Below are 18,872 nucleotides of genomic sequence, written 5' to 3' on the forward strand. Positions count from 1 at the left end.
AGGGCGTCACCCCTGCAGCTCGACGACGGAGCGGCCGATCTGCACGCCGACCCCCGGGGCGAGGTGGATCGGGGAGGTCACCTGCTGGTCGCCGATGAAGGTGCCGTTCGTCGAGCCGAGGTCCTCGACGTACCACTGGTCCCCCTGCGGGAAGATGCGGGCGTGTCGCGACGAAGAGTAGTCGTCGTCCAGGACCAGGGTGCAGCTCGGTGCCCGGCCGATGAGGATCGACGACGTCGACAGCGGCAGCGTCGTCCCGCTCAGCGGGCCGGCCGTGACGACCAGTCGCGAGGGGCCGGAGCTGCGCGGCGGGGGCGAGCCGCTGCCCGCCGCCGCGGGTGCTGCCGAGGGTGTGCCGCCGTCGTCGGGGCGCTTGCGCGAGCGGGGGGAGCGCAGGGCGAGGTCGCGGCGCAGGACCGCGACGGCTGAGAGCACGAACACCCAGAGCAGCACCAGGTATCCCAGCCGCAGCAGGGTGAACGTCAGCTCGCTCATCCTCGGTCGATCACCAGTCCTCGTTGGGGCGGCCGGCCGACGTGCCGGTCCAGAACATGATCCGGGTCCGGCCGATGGTCATGGTGTTGCCGTCCAGGAGCGTCGCCGCGGGCACCTGGTGCCCCTCGACGAACAGGCCGTTGGTGGACCCGAGGTCCGTCGCGACCACACCCTCGGGCGCGACCCGGATCTCGAGGTGGCGGCGCGAGACGCCGGGGTCGTCGACGACGATGTCGGCCTCCGCGTCACGGCCGATGACCGTCACGGGGCCGGTCAGCAGGTAGCGCTGCCCGTCGATGTCGATGAGGGGGTGGCGGGTGCTCGGCGCCGGGTTCGTCGCCGGAGCGACGTTGCCGCGGACCGTGGCCGAACGCAGCTGGAAACGGCCGCCCGACAGCTCCTCGTGGTTCTCGAACGACACGCTCACCGGTCCCACGAAGGCGTAGTGCTGCGACGCGGCGTACTCGGTGAGGTTCGTCGCGAGCTCGTCCGCGAGCGTCTCCGCACCCCACGACTGCACCTGCCCGAAGTCGTTCGGGCTCAGCTCGATGGTGAACTCGTTCGGCGCGACCGTCCGGTCGTGGCCGACGACGGCGGCACGGTCGTCGATCTCGCGGCGCAGCCGGCTCGCCAGCTCCACCGCCTTGACCTCGCCGCCGCGCCCGACCTTGGCGAACGCGTTGTTCATCAGTCGTTCCACGCTCTTCTCGAAGCGGTCCAGCGCTCCCATGCCACCTCCTCTCGTCCACCCGTGCCTGTCGCGGGCAGACTATCCAGATCGTAGGCAGGGGCGCACCACCCGCGCCCGGAAACCTGTGGATTTCGTGCGAATCCCTCGGGTAGAGGTGGCACGCCCGGTCACAGCCCGGTCACGCCCGACGTCCTGGTGCGGTTCACGACGAGCTCCTGGCGAGCGTGCGGGGTCCGGGACTGTGACGCAGGTCCCTGCGGCCGATGGTCGATCGGGTTGGGATCCGGGCGATGGTGCGTGCTAATCTCCTACGGCAAGCGCGAGTGGCGGAATAGGCAGACGCGCACGGTTCAGGTCCGTGTGCCCGAGAGGGCGTGGGGGTTCAACTCCCCCCTCGCGCACTTGTGGCCGTTCTCGGTTTCGAGAGCGGTGCAGTTTCGAAAAGTCCCGGCCGGGTTCACCGGCCGGGACTTTTGTCGTTTCTGGGCGGTTCGTGCGGCCGGCTGGCCGGCGGGCGTGGGGCCGATGCAGGCTCGGAGGACGGTCCGACGGCGTTGGAGGCGTCGGATGGGGTCTTGCGGTGGCTCGGGGCCGGGTTCAGGGCGTGCTGGTCCGGACGGCGGGTGCCGGTGGGTCAGGTGGTCTGGTTGTGGCTGGTGGTGCCGGCCTGGCCGGGTGGTCCTCGTCGGCGGACGCTGCGTGAGCGGGTGGTGTAGCCGACGGGGCGCTCGTCGGGTGGTTCGCCGAGCTCGACTTGCCACGGCTCAGCGAGGCCTGCAGCGACGTACCAGCGGTGCAGCTCGCGAGTGTTGTAGGCCGTCAGGGCGAAGGCGAGCAGCAGGGCGGTGGGGTTCAGTCCGCGGACCTGGATGAAGCCGTGGTTGACGTCTGCGTCGTGGACGCGGATGCGGGAGTTGAGGTTCTCGACGCGGTTGCGGCGGTGGTACGAGCGGGACCAGGCGGTCGACTGCCAGGGCAGGCGTTGCCGGTCCTTCTGGTGCAGGGTGTCGGGCACCGTCGGGGTGATGCCGCAGCCGCACTCGGAGCCGGGTGCGCACGTCGTGGTCGGCAAGGCGTGGCTGCGACGCATGGATGCTGGCGTGTTGGGGCAGCGCACGTGGCCCGCCAGGGCGGGGCCCTTGTACCGCTGGGTGCCCAGCGTCTCGTTGTGCCGGCTGTGCGGGGTGAAACGGTAGGCCTCGCGGGCGTCGAACAGCTCGCGGATCCGGGCCCTCTCAGCGGCGGTCTGACCGATGCGGGGCGGGTCGATGCGTCGCAGGTTCTCCGGGATCGCGTCGGAGTAGAGGCTGCCGCCGATCCACAAGGTGCCAGGGACGGGGCCGGGACGGCATCCACGCTGGGTCGTGTGCAGGTCGAGGACGACGTCGATGCCGAGGATGCGTAGGGGCCGGGCAAAATTCTCACCCTTGGCCATCGTGAAGCCCCGGTCGAAGAGCGCTTCGCGGACCGGGCCGTGGTTCATGACGGCGTGGACGAGGGCGAGGGCTGCTCCGTTGCGGTCGGTGACGCCGGGGCGCAGCGCCATGCCGGCACACAGCACGGGCAGCTGCTCGCCGTCGATCTGGGGGACGTAGGTGGCCAGGTGAAGCTCGTAGCCGGCGCAGAACTCGGTGGGCCTGCGATGGGTGGCCCTCCGCTTGACCCAGCCCGCGTCCGGGTCTGCGCAGATACTCCCGTCGGCGGGGAGTGCGTCGTGTTGGAACGCGGGATGGTAGGACTCCACGTCGGTGCCATCGATGGCGACCGAGGGCGTTCTGAAGAAGGTCTTGGGTAGGCCCGCCTGGACGATCGCGGTGTGGACGTCTTCGGGCGTCAACGTCACCGCGGGGCAAGTGGACGTGCACGGGGCGATCTCGCCGGTGCCGGCGTCGACCCACAGTGTGTGGTCATGATCGATCACCACGCCCTGAGCGGTCATGGCACTCAGGGCGTGGAGGCGGTCCAGGATGCGCTTGTCGAGCCGTCTGCGAGCGTCATCTGTTGCCAGCCAGTGAATCGTCCGGGGTCTGTTGGAGGCACACCAGAGCCTCCACCGAACCCGGGGCGCAGCAGTCACGCGGTCAGAACTCGGACACCGTTGTCGTTGATCTGCGCGATCGCTTGGGTGCTCGCGGAAGTGTCCGTGATCAAGACGTCGATTGCGTTGAGGGGGCAGATGCTGGCGAATGCTGCCCTGCCGACTTTGGAGCCGTCTGCGACCACTGCTACGCGGGGCGCTCGTGACGCGAGGGCGGCGTTGATGCTCGCTTCGTCTTCGTCGTGTGTCGTCGCACCGGGCCGGGGTGCGATCCCGTCGACTCCGAGGATGGCGAGGTCGAGGTTGAGCTGTGCGATGGTCGCATGTGCCAGAGGCCCCACGAGCTCGTAGGACTGCGGCCTTGCCACACCGCCGACCACGACCAGTTTGATGTGCTGGCGCACTGTGAGCTCGTTGGCGATGTTCACCGCGTTGGTCACCACGGTGACTCGTTCGCCGTCCTGTCTGTCAGCGAGGTCGCTGCGTCGCGCGATTGCTCGAGCTACCTCGCTGGTCGTGGTTCCGCCGTTGATGCCGACCACCATCCCGGGCTCGACGAGTTCGCTGGCGGCGAGTACTCCAATTCGCTCCTTCTCGGTCGCGTGCCGGGCTGACTTGTATCGAATTGGGAGATCGGCGACGTTCGAAGCGACCGCTCCGCCTCGCGTCCGAATCAGTAACTGCTGACCGGACAGATGGTCGAGGTCGCGCCGAATAGTTGCCGTGGACACGTCGAGGTCCTTGGCAAGTTGCTCGACGCTCATGTGACCGCGGTCGGCCAGCAACTCGAGCAAGGCATTGAGTCGCTCGTATCGCATCATCGCTCCTGCTCGTCAACCCACTCGGACACGGTTCCGTGCGCCCCGCGAAACCGAGTCGAAGATACCAAACGCCGTGTGACTGAGCTGCTGCGCGCCTGCGGTTGGCCGATTCGCACTAGTGCGCGCCGTCGAGGAGTGAAGCGAGCTGGGTGATCGCTTGCTCGGCCCCCTCGCCCTCTGCGCTCAGGGTGACCGCGTCGCCGCAGGCCACTCCCAGCATCATCAGTCCCAGAACGCTGTCGGCCTGCTGAGAGGCTGATCCGTCCTTGCGAATGGTGACGACGACGGGCTGACGGCCCGCTAAATCGGCAAAATCAGTCGCCGGGCGGGCATGCAAACCCTCGGTGTTTGTTACGATCACGCGCTTCTCCACCATGACTATCAGTCCTCGCTCTCGGTCTTTTGCTCTGTGTTCATGTAGGCGTTGAAGGCACGCTCAGCGTAGTCACGGGCGTTCGTAGGAGAATTGGCGGCCAGGGCCAGCGCAGCCATCTGCCGGCACTGGTCGATACTGACCTCCTGGAGTCGCCTGGCGACGGGGGAGACAGCACGTGGTGTCATCGACAGGGAGGTCACGCCCATGCCGACCAGCACGCAAGCCAGTATGGGGTCGGACGCCGCCTCGCCGCATACTCCGACGGGCTTCGCCGCACGGGTGCCTGCGTCGGCGACGAGCTGAACGAGGCGCAGGACGGCGGGCTGCCAGGGGTCGTTGAGTGCCGCGACGTCGCCGAGCTCCCGGTCGGCAGCCATCGTGTACTGGGCGAGGTCGTTGGTGCCGATGGAGACGAAGTCGCAAGCGTTGAGGATCTCGTCGGCACAAAGGGCCGCCGAGGGGACCTCGATCATGACTCCGACCTGCGAGATGCCCGGACGCTGCCGTGCCGTCGTAGCGAAGTCGTGCGCTTCGGCGGGAGTAGAGATCATAGGTGCCATCACCCAGACGTCGGCTGGAGAGCCCTGCCCCGCCTGGGCAATCGCAGCGAGTTGGTCTTCGAGAACTCCTTCGACGGCGCGGGCCATGCGGTATCCCCGCACTCCCAAGGCGGGATTCGGTTCGGCTTTGTGGGGCAGGAAGGCCATGGGCTTGTCGGCACCCGCGTCAAGTGTGCGTACGACGACTCTCCCGGTGCCGGCCGTGGACAGCACCGACTGGTAGAGGTCGACCTGTTCGGCGACGCCCGGCCGAGACGTGCGGTTGAGGAAGCACACTTCGGTGCGGAACAGACCGATCCCTTCGGCCCCTCCATGCACGAATCCCTTGGCTGCCTCGGCGTCTCCGACGTTCGCGAGCAGGTGGACCCTGTGGCCGTCCGCCGTCGCGGGGGTGCCCTCGAAGACCGCGTCGAGGTTCGCTCGCTCGGAGGACCGTGCAATCTCCTCGGGTGCCGGGTTAGCGACGACCGACCCTCGATCGCCGTCGACGAGGACGACCGCTTCGTCCGCCAGCGCGGCGACTTCAGGTGCAGCGACGACGGCGGGGATGCCGAGCGACCTCGCCAAGATCGCAGTGTGGCTCGTGGGCCCTCCCGACGACGTCACGAGGGCCGCGATCTGGGCCGGGGCCAAGGTCGCAGTGTCCGCCGGGGACAGATCGTAAGCGACAAGAACGAAGGGCTCGCGGCGGTGCGGCACTCCCGGAGCAGGACGTCCGTCGAGTGCGCTGACCAGTCTGTCGCGAACGTCCTGGATGTCGCGCACCCGTTGCGCGACGACACCCTCGAGGTCAGCGAACACGTCGGTGATCCAGCCGCAAGCGCGCCACACGGCGGACTGCGGCGAAGCACCCGTCTCGATCAGCTGTTCCGCGCGCTGACGCAGCGTGGAGTCACGAGCCATCGCTGCGGTCGCGTGCAGGATGTCTCGGGCTTCTCCGCTCGCGGTCCGTGCGCGCTCTTGCAGTTCCTCCTCGACGCCTTCGATAGCGGCGGCAAGCTGAAGCAGTGCGGATTGCACGTCGACGTCTTGCGGGGGCAGAGTCTCGTGGGCAGGCTCGGCGACGGGCTCGGCCATGCGTACGACCGGCCCGACGCCGACGCCCGCACTGACGCCACTTCCTCGGACGACGACGCGTGTGGGTTCGGGACTGGGGGCGGCCGGGTTCACAGGTAGTTGATCCGGTCGGCGTTCTTGGCCAGGTGCTCGGCGTTCCATTCGGCTCCGCCGTCGACGTTGGCAGCGAGGAAGACCGGCGGCGTCTCTCCGTGGTCGACGAGATCCGTGATGATGGCCGCAACGAGCGCGTGCAGCAGCGCGGTGCTGGTGACCCCGGACAATGCGCAGAACCGCTGCGGAACCTGGGGCAGGGACAGCACGGCGTCGCCGGCCTGGACCTTGTTGTCGAGCACGTGGTGCGCGAAGTCCTTCATCTTCTTGCCTGACGGGTGGCGCGACTCAACGGCGTCGGTGTACTCGTGTGACGTCACGGCGACCACGGTGGCACCGCGTTCCGCGGCGAGCTGGGCGATCTCGATGGGCACCGCGTTGCGCCCGGACACGGACACGACGATCAGGACGTCGCCTTCGCGCAGCGGCGAGTTGTCCAGGAGGGCTTTGGCATACCCGGGCAGCTTCTCGATGTCGGTGCCGAGCGTCGTCGGCCGGGTGTCCAGCGCAGCGATGCCGGGCCCGTAGATGGGGTTGACGAGCATGAGACCGCCGGCGCGGTAGACGATGTCTTGCACCGGTAGCGAAGAGTGCGAGCAGCCGAAGGCGAACAGACGCCCGCCGGTACGTAGTGCCCGTCCGACGATGGCACCGACCTCGTCGATCGGGTCGACCTCTTCGTCGCGAAGCCGTTCCAGGAGGTCGATCGCGGCATCGAAGTATGTGGTGGCCAGGCTGGGCATCTGGTTCTCCTCAGGTAGCGGAACGAGTGGCGCTACTCTGCAGAGAGGTGATCGAAATGTCAAGCGGATGTGCACGAATGAGCATCGTGGGCTAGCCTGCCATCTACTGCTGCGTGAACCTGCTCGTTCCGGCTCGACCTGCAGCAGGTTCGAGCAAACGGATCAAGGTTCGGGCAGGCCGCCCATGACTGGAGGAAAGATGACCGCTCCCGTGCGCAAGACCCACCTCGAGGTTGAGATCGCCACTCAGCCCACCGATTGGTTGTCTGCAGCCAGTGAGGTCGACCGTCACCAACTGCTGCTGCCCGCGGCCGGTGAGCGTGTGGCCGTGGTCGGTTGCGGGACCTCGCTCTACATGGCGCAGGCATACGCCTGCCTCCGCGAAGAGGCGGGGCTCGGCCTGACCGACGCGTGGACCCCTACCGAAGCGCGGCTCGACCGCCCCTACGACCGGGTGCTGGCGATCACGAGGTCGGGTACGACGACGGAGATCGTTGACCTTCTTGCCGATATTCGCGACCGCGTGCCGGTCACCGTCATCACGGCGACGGCTGGGTCGCCGGTCACCGAGTTGGCGGAAGTGATCCTCACGCCCAAGTTCGACGAGGCCTCGGTCGTGCAGACCCGTTTCGCCACCACCACGCTCGCGCTGCTTCGTGCGCACCTCGGCGAGGACCTGCAGGTTGCTGCGGCTGACGCGCAGGAAGCATTGGAGGGCGAACCCGGCAACTGGCAAACGCTGCTGGAGGCCGAGCAGTTCACCTTCGTCGGACGGGGGTGGAGCGTCGGCCTGGCGAACGAAGCCGCACTGAAGTTGCGTGAAGCCGCCCAGCAGTGGACCGAGTCCTACCCGATGATGGAGTACCGGCACGGCCCCTTGAGCGTCAGCGCCCCGGGCCGTGTGGTGTGGGCTCTTGGGGAGCCGGTGCCCGGCTTGGCTGATGACGTCGCCGCTACTGGAGCCCACTTCGTCGACAATGGGAAAGATCCGTTGGCCGAACTGGTGAGAGTCCACCGTCTCAGTCTGGAGCTGGCGCTTCGACGTCACCTCAACCCGGACGAGCCGCGGAACCTGTCCCGCTCGGTGATCCTCGCTTCAGGTGAGTGAGTGAGGGATGGAGACCGGCGAGAATGTTCGTCCGCCCAGCGGCACGAGGCCCGATCAGGCGGTGCGTGGGCGCGTCGTCACACCGCGCGGAGTGATCGACGACGGGATAGTCACCGTCGTCTCAGAACGGATCGCTGAGGTGCGCCCCGCAGGTCCCGGCGACGAAGGAGTTCCCCGATCAGGGGTCGTCGTGCCGGGATACGTTGACCTCCACTGTCATGGGGGCGGCGGCGCATCGTTCACCAGTGCGGTACCAGAGGAGACCGCCGCAGCGGCGGACCACCACCTGCGGCGGGGAACGACCTCGGTGGTTGCCGGCCTGGTCACCGACACCAGTGACCGAATGCTGGCGGCTATCGAGACGGCTGCCGAGGCGGCAGACCGCGGTGAGGTCGCAGGTGTCCTCGTCGAGGGCCCCTTCCTCAGTACCAGCCGATGTGGAGCACAGGATCCTGTGCACCTGCGGGCCCCCGACGTCGGGTTCACGAAAGAGATGATCGACGCCGGACGCGGGCACCTCATAGCAGTGACGCTCGCACCAGAACTACCGGGTGCCTTGGACGTCATCGACGTTCTGCACGAATGCCGGATCACCGCATCCATCGGGCACACCTCATGCGACGCGGCAACGGCAGACATCGCGCTTCGGCGAGGCAGGTCACAAGGCATTCGCGGGCTCGCGACGCACTTGTTCAATGGCATGCCGCCACTTCATCACCGCGCACCAGGCCCTGTCGCGGCTGCACTGACGGCCGCTGTCGATCGTAGCGCGCGAGTCGAGCTGATCGTCGACGGCACCCATCTCGACGACGTCACCGCCCGGCTCGTCCTCACTCTTCTCCCGGCTGGGCAGATCGTGCTCATCAGCGATGCGATGGCCGCGGCAGGTATGCCTGATGGAACCTATCGACTCGGGCCCCAGGACGTCCGAGTGACCGAAGGAGCTGCGGAGATCGTCGTCGACGGCAAGTCGATATCGATCGCCGGCAGCACGATTCACCTCGCGGACGCCGTGCGCCGCCTGGTGAGTTGCGCGGGAGCCGACCTCACCACGGCAGTCAAGGCGGCGACCGAGACCCCGGCAGAACTAATCAATCCCGCTGGGCGCGGTTGCGAGCCCCCGATCGGGAGCATCGTCGAGGGTGCCCGAGCCGACCTGCTGCGACTCGACGATGACCTGGACGTGCGTCACGTGATGCGCAGGGGCAGGTGGGTCTCGTGATCCTCACCGTCACGCTCAACCCTGCGATCGACGTCACCTACCGACTGTCCCGCCTGGAACCAGGAGACGTGCACCGAGTCAGCGGGGTACTCCGGTACCCGGGCGGCAAGGGCGTGAACGTCTCTCGAGTGCTGCACCAGCTGCGTCGCCCTACGCTCGCCACAGGATTCGCCGGGCCGGGTTTCAACCGCCTGCTGGAAGAACTGGACGTCGACGCGGAGTTCGTCGAGTCGTTAGCCCAGACTCGCCAGACCCTCGTTGTCCACGATGACCGCCAGGTGACCTCCCTGTGGGAGCCGGGGTATGCCTGCCCACCGAACAGCGAGAACGACTTGATCGGCGTCGTCGAACGACAGCTTCGCAACGCGACGGCCCTCGTCGTCTCCGGAAGTCTTGCGCCGCAGACCGACCCTGCGCTGCCGACGACGCTTGCCCACCTGGCATGCAAGGAGTCGGTTCCGGTCATCCTCGATCTCGACGGAGAAGCCCTCTTGCACGCTTCTCAGAACGCGAAAGCAATTCTCACCCCCAACCGAGATGAACTAGAGCGGCTCCTCGGTGCGCGCGATGAAAGTGCCGGCGTCGTCGAAGCGTCGCGCGAGCTAGCGGCGACCACCGGAGCCCCCGTCGTCGTCACGCTCGGAGCCGAGGGAATGATCGCCAGCGACGCCGACGCGACGTGGCGGGTCAGGCCCTTGAGGGCTCTCGAGGGCAACCCCACCGGAGCCGGCGATGCCGCGGTGGCCGCTATCGCTTCCGCTCTCACCGAGCAGCTCGCTTGGCCCGAAATTCTCACCAGGGCCGTCGCTACGTCAGCCGCAGCCGTCGTCGTGCCCGCGGCGGGTGAGATCGACCTGGCCACCAGGCGGTCCTTGTCCCACCAGCTGCAGGCCGAACGTATCAACCACATTCGCAGCGAAAGGTAACCGCATGCCCCACGTGCCCATGGAGGAACTGCTTGCCCGCGTCGAGGCCGATGGCACCGGACTCGGCGCGATGAACGTCATCGCGCTCGAACACGCGGAAGCTATCGTCGCCGGCGCCGAGGCGGCTCGGCGTCCGGTTGTGCTGCAGATTTCCGAGAACACCATCCAGTATCACGGCAGCATCGCCCCTCTGGCTCTCGCCTGCCTGCGCATAGCCGAAGAGTCCAGTGCACCTGTCAGCGTCCACCTGGATCATGCGACGGACCAGAGTCTTGTGCGTCGTGCCGTCGACCTCGGCATCGGATCGGTCATGTTCGACGCCTCGCGCCTGCCGCACGACGACAACGTCGGAGAGACGGCGGCGATGGCGCTCTGGTGCCACGAGCGTGGCGCGTCGATCGAGGCTGAGCTCGGGGAGGTCGGAGGCAAGGACGGCGTGCACGCACCCGGCGTCCGGACCAAACCAGTCGAGGCGGCTCGATTCGTAGAGACCACTGCCGTCGACTCGCTCGCAGTGGCTGTCGGTTCGTCGCACGCCATGGAGACCCGTGACGCCCGGCTGGACGAGCCGTTGATCCGAGAGATCGCGGCCGACGTGCCGGTACCACTGGTACTCCACGGTTCCTCGGGGGTGCCAGACGACGGCTTGCAAGCGGCCGTCGCCGCCGGCATGCGGAAGATCAACATCGCTACGCACCTCAACCTGCAGATGACACAGGCGGTGCTCGAGGCCATCACGACGGGTCGGCGTGGTGACCCACGGGGTTACCTCGGCGCTGGTCGCACCGCCGTGGCGGACGAGGTCGAACGCTTGTTGAGGCTCCTCGCGGCGCCGTCGACGGCCCCCGAGGCGTCGCTGCAGAGCAGCGACGCCTCCTAGGCAACTGGCTGCCGCGGACCCGCGGTCGAGGGCGCAAGCACGCTCACCGAGGCATGACCGCATCACAGGCGTGACATCCGAACCATTGACATCCACGTGATCACTACTGTTTGATCGAATGCAACCTTGATCACTCGCAAGCAGGGAGTTGGAATGGATCGAGCAATCTCCCGCAAGACCAAGCGAGCTGCCGCCGTGTCGTTGGTGGTCGTCGGCGCAGCCGCGACCACTCTGGCGATCGTCGACGACAGGTCGAAGGCGTCGAACGGCCAGGAAGGTGCGTCGACCTCAGAAGAGCGCAACGACCCCGATGTGGTACGGCAGCCGGGCTGGGAGTTGATGTACTCCGAGTCGTTCAACGAGCCGTTGCCCATCGATGACGAGCCCTGGGTCATCGACCCGCACGGCGACAAAAGCCCGTGGCACGTGGATCATCTTGACGACGACGGTGAGTTCTACGCCGTCCAGGGTGGCGACGACTTCGAACGGCAGCTCGACGCCGCGGACGTCCTGCGGAAGCGGGTCGCCTTCGGCGACCATGGGTGGCTCACCGCCGAGCTGGCTACCCGCGACTACGACAAGGACGGCACGCCTGACGGTTCCGCCAGCCTGAACAACGTCGACGTCGCCGGAGAGCCCTCCGGACGGCTGGAGACTGGCCAAGGCAGCGGAGCCATCGTCCGTAGCACCGAGGATCTGCCTTCGGAGTACCGCATCGAGTACACGCTCAAGACTCTCGACTTCGGGGGAAAACGCAACGGCTCGTGGGAGTACAACGGTGGGACCAACGGGTACAGCTCCGAGGGCTGCAACACCAACTGGCCGTGGATGCGATCCGGTGACTTCTCCGGCGACGCTGCGCGGTGCAACAGCAACTTCGGCGACGTACGGGCCGAGAACGGGTACTACTTCCTGGCGATCATGGACTACGACGACCCGGCGCCGCACAACAACGTCTTCATCCACAATCACCGCAAGGTGGGCATGGACTCCTACAGCGTCAACGGATCATGGTCGAGCTCCTACGCGGCCTGCGACCCCGACAGCGGCGAAACGATCCCGTACGACCAGACGTCCGCCAACGGGATCAACTCGATCTTCTTCGACGGTTCGCGATTCAGAGACCCGACGATGGGCTACAACGAATTCATCATGCCGACCGAGTGTGGGGTCAAGGACGGCTCCGACTCCGAGGCGACTATCGTTTCGGCGGCAGAGGTCCAGCCAGAACTCATGCCCGACGCGACCTACGAATTTGCTATCGAGCGCACTTCGTCCGGGTACACCGTTGAGATGGCTGGCGACTTCGCAGGGGTCGGTCCCACAAAGTTCCGCTACCACCGCAACTTTGTCCAGGACGGCAAGCCTATCTGGCATTACAACCAGACTTCGGACGAGTACGACGGGGCGTTCAACTCGACGCTGACCTTCTCAGGACCTTTTGGTAGCTACAGCAAGGAGCAGTGGCCGGAGGGGTCGGCATATCCGGACAACTTCATCATCGGTGACCCGCACATCAACTACTACGAGGGCTCCGCAACGATCGACGACCTGCGTATGTATGTACCGAGCGCCGCCGTCGAGGAGGACGAACAGTGAGTGACACGAACGAAACAATCTCAGGGAAAATTCCGTTGGCGCCCCGCGAGCGCGTACGGGCCAAGGTCGACGCTCCCACGTGGCAGGCGTCGGTAGACACCGCAGGAGAACTACTGATCCGCGGCGGGCAGTGCACCGAAGCCTACGTCTCCGCCATGAAGGATGCGGTGCGCGACATCGGTCCGTACATCGTTGTTGCACCTGGTGTCGCGATGCCCCATGCCCGGCCGGAAGCCGGTGTCCTCGAACCGGGGGTCTCCATCATCACGCTTGCGGAGCCGGTCGAGTTCGGTCACACGACCAACGACCCGGTCGACGTCGTGATCGCCTTCGCCGCACTCGACAAGCAGGCGCACCTCCAGGCGTTGCAGCAGATAGTCACAGTCATCCAGGACAGCCAGACCCTTGCCGAGCTGCGAGCAGCCCAGAGCGACGACGCGGCTCATGAGATCTTGCTGCGTCGTGGCCTGACAGCCACCAACGACCAGATCAACCAATCGAGGAGCTCATCATGAAGATCGCAACTGTCTGTGGCATGGGATTCGGTACGAGCATGATGCTGGCGATGCAGGTGCGCCAGCTCGTCGCGGACGAGGGGGTCCAGGCCAGTGTCGACCCGGTCGATCTTGCCTCCTTCAAGTCGATGCATGCCGACATCGTCGTCGCCCCTCGGGACATGGCGGACCAGGTGTCCGAAGGGGCGGCTCAGCATGTCATCCTGATCGACAACCTCGTCGACCGCGACGAGGTCAACACGAAGGTCCTCGATGCTGTTCGCTCATTCTCGAGCTGACAGATCTCCCGCCACTCCGGCGCCGACGTCGACCGTACTCGTCGAGCGAATCCTGACTACCTTTCCCGAAGCGGATTGACCCGGACTATCGCTGGGTCGGTTCCCGTCATGCGGCGTTCAAAGTTCGCATGCAATTACGCATAGGAGAACGTAAATGGGCGTCCTCAACTTCTTGCTCGAACTCGTCCAAGTGCCAGCAATCATCATTGGATTTATTGCACTCATCGGGCTGCTGGCTCAGCGGAAATCGTTGGGGGATACGGTTTCGGGTACTATTAAGACCACACTCAGTCTGCTCGTCATCGCGGGCGGAATCACGGTCCTGATTAACGCGCTCGACCCGATCCAGGCCATGTTCGAACAGGCGTTGCCGACCGGTCGCGTCACGACGTTCGCTACGTTCGACGAGGCGGTCGTGAGCGCCGTCCAGACGGTGGATGTCGAGCGAATTGGAATGCTGATCGGCCTGACGCTGCTATTCGGCTACGCTTTTCACCTGCTTCTCGCGAGGGTGACGAGTGCCAGGTACGTGTACCTGACCGGCCACATGATCTGGGTGCATGCGGGCGGGTTTGCGATTGTGTTCCACAGCCTCGGGCTCGGCGACGTGCTCACCGTCGTCATGGCTTCGATCGTCGACGGTGCCTACATGACGTTCGCGCCCGCACTTGCGCAGCCGGTGATGCGCAAGATCACCGGGCGGGACGACGTTGCTTTCGGGCACGGGCAGACGCTGTTGAACATGGCTGCGGCGGGCGTCGGAAAATTGATCGGCGACCCTAGCAAGAGCACTGAAGACATTAAGGTGCCTACCAAGCTCAACTTCTTTCGCGATGTAGCCGTGTCGACCACCATTGTGATGTTTGTGGTGGCATTCACGGCCGCATTGGGTGCACTGTCGCAGGCCGGAATGCAGACGTTTACCGAAGATATCTCGGGCGGCCAGAACTGGCTCGTGTTCACGATGATGGCTGCGCTCGGTTTCGCCGCGGGCATGTTGATCATGCTCTACGGGGTGCGGATGCTGATCGCGGAGATCGTTCCCGCCTTCGAGGGGATTGCGCGCCGTGTCATTCCCAGCGCCAAGCCGGCCCTCGACGTGCCGGTGATCTTCCCCTTCGCTCCCAACGCTCTCGTCATCGGGTTGATCTCGGGTGTCGTCGGTCAGGTGGCCGGCATGGCTCTGCTCGCCGCCGTCGGGTGGCCGGTCCCGATCCCCAGCATGATCGTTGCGTTCTTCGCCTGCGGTGCGGCGGCGATCTTCGGCAACGCCACGGGTGGGCGTCGAGGGGCCTGGGCAGGGGGCTTTCTCTGGGGTTTCCTCGGCTGGATTCTCATCAGTGCTGCGTACAAGTTCGAGGTCTTCGGCGACCTGAGTGCACTCGGGGCAACAGGGCTCGGGTTCTCTCTCCCGGACGTGATCGTCCCGGCGATCATCATCCACGCCGTCGATTCTCTGCTCGGAGCGTGGTGGGCCGTCGGGCTGGTTGGCATCATCGTCGTGGGCTTGGTGGGCTTCACCTGGCAGCCGAAGCTGCCCGTGAGCAGCACGGATGCTCCGGACGAGGCCGAGAAGGGGACGCAGACCCGATAGCGGTCCTGAAGGTCCCGGCGGCGGGTGGATCGGGCTATCGGTGCGGGCTGAACGCCCTGTAGGGAGTCCGTCCGCCCGCCGCGCTGCGGACCGTCGCTGTACTACTTTGGCGGCCGAGGCCCTCCGCACTTCTTGCCGGCGCATGCCTCAAGCGGGACAGCCGCAGCCGGACGTTGTGGTCTCGGCGCGATCCGTCGGTGCGCCGGCTCTTCCACGCCGTTGTGTCGCGGCGTCCGGCGATCGCCGGGACGAATACCAGGAGACTGACGAATGGGTCGTTTCGGCCGCGTGCACGGCGCCCATCGCGCCCGAGTCACGAGACGGAACCCCGCGCCGGGCATGTGGTGCAGGTCGAAGGTGGAGCGTCGCGGCTGTGGTCCGGCGCGTCGGGTCGTGTCGGCACGCTGCCGCTGCAGGTTCTTGCGGTGATCGCGGTCATCGCCGTCTTCGGGTTCGTGGGCACGCGACTGACCCTGGTCGTGATCCCGATCCTCATCGCGCGTGACCTGTGGTGCCTGCGGGTGCTGCTGGGAGGACGTGTCGCGTGCACAGACTCCCCAAAGAGTTCCGCGACGACGTCGTGGCGATCATCCGTCGCGGCGAGGCTCCGATCAAGAAGGTCGCGAATGACTTCGGGATCTCTGAGTCGTGCCGACGCAACTGGCTGCGCCAGGTTGATGTCGAAGACGGCGCCAAGCTCGGCGTGGCTGCGTCCGAGTCGGCTGAGCTTCGTGAGGCGCGCAAGCGTGTGCGGCTGCTGGAGCTGGAGAGCGAGGTACTGCGCCGTGCGGGTTCCTGCTGGTCGTCGTCGAGAACGGTGGTGGGCTGTGTTGGCTGCCAGTGCTCGGGCCGAGGCGGGTGAGCAGGACGTCCTCTGTGTTGAGCGGGGCCAGGAGACGGTAGGCGTTGTGAAGCCGGTCTCGGATCCACCACCAGGTCGCGTCCTGTCCGCCCGGGCGGGGCGCCGGTGGTCGACCAGTCGATGCACTCGGCCGCGGCGATCTCGAGGTCGTCAAAGTTCGTCCGCAGAGCGACCGCGAGGCCCTTCAGACCTTGCCCCTCAAGATGCGCCGGTAGTAGATCTTCGGGAGGACGTAACGATCGAACGCCCAGGTTGCCCGCCGGGGTCGGACCAGGTCCGGGAACCGCCTCGAGGGAGCAGGCCTGCCGTCACGGTTGACCTCCACGAGCATGAGCCGGCGACGGCCGACGGTTATCGGCATCACCGTATAGCCGTCGTACTGCTGCATCGACGCCTCGTCGTCAGCGGTGAGGTTGTGGGCCAGCACGCCCACCTGCTTGCGCAGCGCACCGCCCGAGGGCCGGGTAGCGACGTCGGCGACGTCCCCGAGCGACCACACCGCAGGGTGTCGTCGGTGGCGCAGCGTGAGCGGGTCGACGTCCACCAGTCCGGCCGCGGCGGAACCGGCGAGGCCGCTCTCCACGACCCATCGAGGCGCTCGGTAGTGGGGCACCACGTGCGCGAACGCCACGTCGTCGATCTCTTGTGCCTGTCCGCCGCTGGTCACGGTGACCCGGTGGTCGTCGAGGCCTGTGACGTGGGCGTTTCGCACCACCTGCACGCCGTACGACGACAGCTCGCTCTCCAGCACCCGGTCCGCCCTGGGCACGCCGAGCGGGGACTGCCGCGGCAGGATGAGCTGGACGTCGAGGTCCTGCAGGACGCCGCGGCGTCGCCAGCGGTCGCACGCCAGGGTGAGAGGTTTCAGGGCGGTCGCGCCGCACGGAGCAGGCTCCGGCGGCACGGTGAAGAGCACTCGGCCCCGGGAGAGCCTCCGGAGCGCGGGCCACACGTGCGGAGCGGACTCCACGTCGAAGGTCGATCCCGCCCAGCCTGCCCGATAGGCATCGGCCATGCCGGGGACGGCGTCCCAGTCCTCCTCGAGACCAGGGCAAACGACCAGCTGCCTACATCCGATCCGCCGGCCGTCCGCGGTCAGCACGCTCGGCCGGCTCGGGTCGACCGACACCACGCGGTCCTTGATCCACGTGCACCCGTCCGGGACGACGTGGGACGCCGGCCTCTCCAGCGAAGCCATGGTGGCCTGTCCGCCGCCGACATAGTTGAGCAGCGGCCGATAGCGATGCATGGCTTGGGATTCCACCAGGGCAACGTCTCGCACACCCTGACGGAGCAGCTTCGCGGCCAACGAGACTCCCGCGTTGCCGCCGCCGACTATCAGGATCTCGTGCTCATCCATCGTCTCGTCCCTCCGTCGCCGAACCCACGCTCATCGACCGTAGCTCGCAGCGGCTGTTCACACCCGGCGGCGGTGGGCCACGCTCTCTGCCAGAGAGATCCAGGCATCGCTGCGAACCATCGAGGGGTGGCACGCCGACTGCCAGTCCCGGGATGTTCCGCCTGATGGGGTCAGCGCTGGGCGGCGACCATGTTCTCGGTCTCCTCCAGCACGAGGTCGGGGCGGTCCTTCGCGACGTCGTGCGAGCTGTCGTCGGCGGCGATCAGCGTGCGGTGCGGGCCGGCCTGCACAAACGACTCTGCGGCGCCCTTCCATCGCTGGACATCCTCCGGGGATCCGTCGAACGGCGTCTTCTCCGAGACGATGACCGTCGCCGGGACCGTGTCCGGCCAGGTCGCCCGGTGGAAGGCGGTACTGGTCGCGACGAAGCTCTCTGCGGTGGACAGGAGCTGGCGGTTCTGCGGGTCGTCCGGGTCCTCCTTCGCCGCGTCGAGCTGAGGCTGGCTGAAGGCCACCAGGCGTTCGATCCGCTCGTCGGTGAAGAAGGGGGGCAGGTTGGCGTCGACCAGGACCGCACCGGAGAGCAGCGCCGGGTTTTCCTGCGCGAGGCATGTCGCGATCTGGCCGGCCTGGGAGTGGAACACCAGGGTCACGTCGTCAGTGACCCCCAGCTGCTCGAGGCCGGACTCGAGGTCGCTGACGGCGCTCTCGACCTGCCACGGGCCGGGCACGGCGTCGCTCTGGCCGAGCCCGGCCCGGTCGTAGGTGATGACCGTAGCGCCGGTGGCCTCGTGCAACTCTGGGACGAGGTCCTTCCAGTAGGAAGAGTCCTCACCGCCGCCGGAGTCGAGGACGTTGGTGGGGCCGGTTCCCTGCGTAACGTAGAACGCGAGGTCGTGACCGCCGTTGTCGATCATGTGCCGCGTCGCCCCCACCGGCTGGCCGGTCTCGGGCGAGGCGGACCGCGAAGCCTCGGGTTCGGACGCGGCCTGCGGACCGGTGCAGGCAGTGACGGCGCCCGCTGCCAGGGCCAGGAGAGCGAGGGCGGACAGGGGCGAGCTCAGCGACCGGCGGGAGATGGTGCCGGACATGAGGATCCTTCGTCTCAGGGGATGTCTGCGATATCCATTCTTCGGTGAGTCGCTCCGGCACGGAATCGGGCTGGCACACGAGTCGGCAGTGCGGCAGGCACGAGTGCGATCGGTGGGGTGTCCGCCGTCGTGCGAGGTCAGGCACGCTGCCGGGTGGCCAGGCATCTGTCTGGCGCCCCTTGTGCTCTTGGTCTTCGCGGTCGCGGTCGCGGCGATGGCAGGTGGCTTCGCGCAGGTGTTGCTGCCACGATGTCACCCGTGACGAAGAAGTCGAGCGCACGCCGACGGTGGACGCTGCTCATGATCCTCGGCGGTTGCCTCCTCGTTGCGGCGGGAGCTGCTGCGATCGTCGAGGGGTACGCGTCAGACGCGCAGATGCGGAGCGGCAACCTGGCACTCGCGTTCACCCTCGCCGTCGCGGCTGTCCTCGTCACAGCTGTCGGGGCCGTCGGATACGTCCGGTCGCCGCACCGGACGGAGGGGACCGCTGCACGACGAGATGACGGGTCGACTCGCTGAACTGCCGTGAGCATCACTGAACTG

18 protein-coding genes and 1 tRNA gene are annotated in these 18,872 nt (G+C 66.8%); 10 read left to right on the top strand and 9 right to left on the bottom strand.

Going from position 1 to position 18,872, the window contains the following annotated elements; all coding sequences use genetic code 11:
• Positions 1 to 6: 6 nt before the first annotated feature.
• Positions 7 to 495, bottom strand: a complete 489-nt coding sequence (locus UQW22_RS05760) for an FHA domain-containing protein (protein ID WP_407319949.1) — start codon at positions 493 to 495, stop codon at positions 7 to 9.
• Positions 496 to 505: 10 nt separating this feature from the next.
• Positions 506 to 1,225, bottom strand: coding sequence for an FhaA domain-containing protein (locus UQW22_RS05765; protein ID WP_407319950.1), 720 nt, complete (start codon positions 1,223 to 1,225; stop codon positions 506 to 508).
• Positions 1,226 to 1,503: 278 nt separating this feature from the next.
• Here UQW22_RS05765 and UQW22_RS05770 point away from each other — a divergent pair.
• Positions 1,504 to 1,587 (top strand) — tRNA-Leu (locus tag UQW22_RS05770).
• A 233-nt stretch (positions 1,588 to 1,820) separates the two neighbouring features.
• Here the strand turns inward: UQW22_RS05770 and UQW22_RS05775 are convergent.
• The 5 genes from UQW22_RS05775 to UQW22_RS05795 form a co-directional block, all read right to left on the bottom strand.
• The gene (locus UQW22_RS05775; RefSeq protein ID WP_407319951.1) at positions 1,821 to 3,125 is read right to left on the bottom strand and encodes a hypothetical protein; all 1,305 of its coding nucleotides are present in this window, start codon (positions 3,123 to 3,125) and stop codon (positions 1,821 to 1,823) included.
• A gap of 134 nt (positions 3,126 to 3,259) precedes the next feature.
• A complete protein-coding gene (locus UQW22_RS05780) occupies positions 3,260 to 4,045 on the bottom strand; it encodes a DeoR/GlpR family DNA-binding transcription regulator (RefSeq protein WP_407319952.1) in 786 nt (261 codons plus the stop codon).
• Between the two features lie 115 nt (positions 4,046 to 4,160).
• The gene (locus UQW22_RS05785; protein ID WP_407319953.1) at positions 4,161 to 4,421 is read right to left on the bottom strand and encodes an HPr family phosphocarrier protein; all 261 of its coding nucleotides are present in this window, start codon (positions 4,419 to 4,421) and stop codon (positions 4,161 to 4,163) included.
• 5 nt (positions 4,422 to 4,426) lie between these two features.
• Complete coding sequence (ptsP, locus tag UQW22_RS05790; RefSeq protein ID WP_407319954.1) at positions 4,427 to 6,199, bottom strand: phosphoenolpyruvate--protein phosphotransferase; 1,773 nt, start codon at positions 6,197 to 6,199, stop codon at positions 4,427 to 4,429.
• Positions 6,148 to 6,969, bottom strand: coding sequence for a sugar isomerase domain-containing protein (locus tag UQW22_RS05795; protein ID WP_407319955.1), 822 nt, complete (start codon positions 6,967 to 6,969; stop codon positions 6,148 to 6,150). Before UQW22_RS05795 ends, ptsP begins: the two co-directional genes overlap by 52 nt.
• A 124-nt stretch (positions 6,970 to 7,093) precedes the next feature.
• Between UQW22_RS05795 and UQW22_RS05800 the strand changes: the two genes are divergently transcribed.
• From UQW22_RS05800 to UQW22_RS05840, 9 genes are all read left to right on the top strand, one after another.
• A complete protein-coding gene (locus UQW22_RS05800) occupies positions 7,094 to 8,002 on the top strand; it encodes an SIS domain-containing protein (protein ID WP_407319956.1) in 909 nt (302 codons plus the stop codon).
• Positions 8,003 to 8,009: 7 nt separating this feature from the next.
• The gene (locus tag UQW22_RS05805) at positions 8,010 to 9,224 is read left to right on the top strand and encodes an N-acetylglucosamine-6-phosphate deacetylase (protein WP_407319957.1); all 1,215 of its coding nucleotides are present in this window, start codon (positions 8,010 to 8,012) and stop codon (positions 9,222 to 9,224) included.
• Positions 9,221 to 10,150 carry a 1-phosphofructokinase family hexose kinase gene (locus UQW22_RS05810; protein WP_407319958.1) on the top strand — a complete coding sequence of 310 codons (930 nt, stop codon included), beginning with the start codon at positions 9,221 to 9,223 and terminating at the stop codon, positions 10,148 to 10,150. Before UQW22_RS05805 ends, UQW22_RS05810 begins: the two co-directional genes overlap by 4 nt.
• A gap of 4 nt (positions 10,151 to 10,154) precedes the next feature.
• A complete protein-coding gene (locus tag UQW22_RS05815; protein ID WP_407319959.1) occupies positions 10,155 to 11,030 on the top strand; it encodes a class II fructose-bisphosphate aldolase in 876 nt (291 codons plus the stop codon).
• A gap of 153 nt (positions 11,031 to 11,183) precedes the next feature.
• A complete protein-coding gene (locus UQW22_RS05820; RefSeq protein ID WP_407319960.1) occupies positions 11,184 to 12,629 on the top strand; it encodes a hypothetical protein in 1,446 nt (481 codons plus the stop codon).
• Complete coding sequence (locus tag UQW22_RS05825; RefSeq protein WP_407319961.1) at positions 12,626 to 13,144, top strand: PTS sugar transporter subunit IIA; 519 nt, start codon at positions 12,626 to 12,628, stop codon at positions 13,142 to 13,144. Before UQW22_RS05820 ends, UQW22_RS05825 begins: the two co-directional genes overlap by 4 nt.
• Complete coding sequence (locus UQW22_RS05830; protein ID WP_407319962.1) at positions 13,141 to 13,422, top strand: PTS sugar transporter subunit IIB; 282 nt, start codon at positions 13,141 to 13,143, stop codon at positions 13,420 to 13,422. Before UQW22_RS05825 ends, UQW22_RS05830 begins: the two co-directional genes overlap by 4 nt.
• 154 nt (positions 13,423 to 13,576) lie before the next feature.
• The gene (locus UQW22_RS05835; RefSeq protein WP_407319963.1) at positions 13,577 to 15,016 is read left to right on the top strand and encodes a PTS ascorbate transporter subunit IIC; all 1,440 of its coding nucleotides are present in this window, start codon (positions 13,577 to 13,579) and stop codon (positions 15,014 to 15,016) included.
• A gap of 544 nt (positions 15,017 to 15,560) precedes the next feature.
• The gene (locus UQW22_RS05840) at positions 15,561 to 15,878 is read left to right on the top strand and encodes a transposase (protein WP_407319964.1); all 318 of its coding nucleotides are present in this window, start codon (positions 15,561 to 15,563) and stop codon (positions 15,876 to 15,878) included.
• A 184-nt stretch (positions 15,879 to 16,062) separates the two neighbouring features.
• On the opposite strand, the gene UQW22_RS05845 is transcribed toward UQW22_RS05840, so the two are convergent.
• Positions 16,063 to 17,238, bottom strand: coding sequence for an FAD-dependent oxidoreductase (locus tag UQW22_RS05845; RefSeq protein ID WP_407319965.1), 1,176 nt, complete (start codon positions 17,236 to 17,238; stop codon positions 16,063 to 16,065).
• Positions 17,239 to 17,408: 170 nt separating this feature from the next.
• On the bottom strand, positions 17,409 to 18,329 hold the full coding sequence (locus UQW22_RS05850) for an alpha/beta fold hydrolase (RefSeq protein WP_407319966.1): 921 nt from the start codon (positions 18,327 to 18,329) through the stop codon (positions 17,409 to 17,411).
• Between the last annotated feature and the right edge of the window lie 543 nt (positions 18,330 to 18,872).

The sequence above is a fragment of the Isoptericola halotolerans genome (assembly GCF_045689585.1).
In the GTDB taxonomy this organism is placed as follows: domain Bacteria; phylum Actinomycetota; class Actinomycetes; order Actinomycetales; family Cellulomonadaceae; genus Isoptericola; species Isoptericola halotolerans_B.

What these genes read in the sequence shown, in the direction of transcription:
- UQW22_RS05760 (WP_407319949.1), bottom strand. Translation starts at nt 495, where the DNA reads ATGAGCGAGCTGACGTTCACCCTGCTGCGGCTGGGATACCTGGTGCTG.
- UQW22_RS05765 (WP_407319950.1), bottom strand. Translation starts at nt 1,225, where the DNA reads ATGGGAGCGCTGGACCGCTTCGAGAAGAGCGTGGAACGACTGATGAAC.
- UQW22_RS05775 (WP_407319951.1), bottom strand. Translation starts at nt 3,125, where the DNA reads ATGACCGCTCAGGGCGTGGTGATCGATCATGACCACACACTGTGGGTC.
- UQW22_RS05780 (WP_407319952.1), bottom strand. Translation starts at nt 4,045, where the DNA reads ATGATGCGATACGAGCGACTCAATGCCTTGCTCGAGTTGCTGGCCGAC.
- UQW22_RS05785 (WP_407319953.1), bottom strand. Translation starts at nt 4,421, where the DNA reads ATGGTGGAGAAGCGCGTGATCGTAACAAACACCGAGGGTTTGCATGCC.
- ptsP (WP_407319954.1), bottom strand. Translation starts at nt 6,199, where the DNA reads ATGGAACGCCGAGCACCTGGCCAAGAACGCCGACCGGATCAACTACCT.
- UQW22_RS05800 (WP_407319956.1), top strand. Translation starts at nt 7,094, where the DNA reads ATGACCGCTCCCGTGCGCAAGACCCACCTCGAGGTTGAGATCGCCACT.
- UQW22_RS05805 (WP_407319957.1), top strand. Translation starts at nt 8,010, where the DNA reads ATGGAGACCGGCGAGAATGTTCGTCCGCCCAGCGGCACGAGGCCCGAT.
- UQW22_RS05815 (WP_407319959.1), top strand. Translation starts at nt 10,155, where the DNA reads ATGCCCCACGTGCCCATGGAGGAACTGCTTGCCCGCGTCGAGGCCGAT.
- UQW22_RS05820 (WP_407319960.1), top strand. Translation starts at nt 11,184, where the DNA reads ATGGATCGAGCAATCTCCCGCAAGACCAAGCGAGCTGCCGCCGTGTCG.
- UQW22_RS05830 (WP_407319962.1), top strand. Translation starts at nt 13,141, where the DNA reads ATGAAGATCGCAACTGTCTGTGGCATGGGATTCGGTACGAGCATGATG.
- UQW22_RS05835 (WP_407319963.1), top strand. Translation starts at nt 13,577, where the DNA reads ATGGGCGTCCTCAACTTCTTGCTCGAACTCGTCCAAGTGCCAGCAATC.
- UQW22_RS05845 (WP_407319965.1), bottom strand. Translation starts at nt 17,238, where the DNA reads ATGGATGAGCACGAGATCCTGATAGTCGGCGGCGGCAACGCGGGAGTC.
- UQW22_RS05850 (WP_407319966.1), bottom strand. Translation starts at nt 18,329, where the DNA reads ATGTCCGGCACCATCTCCCGCCGGTCGCTGAGCTCGCCCCTGTCCGCC.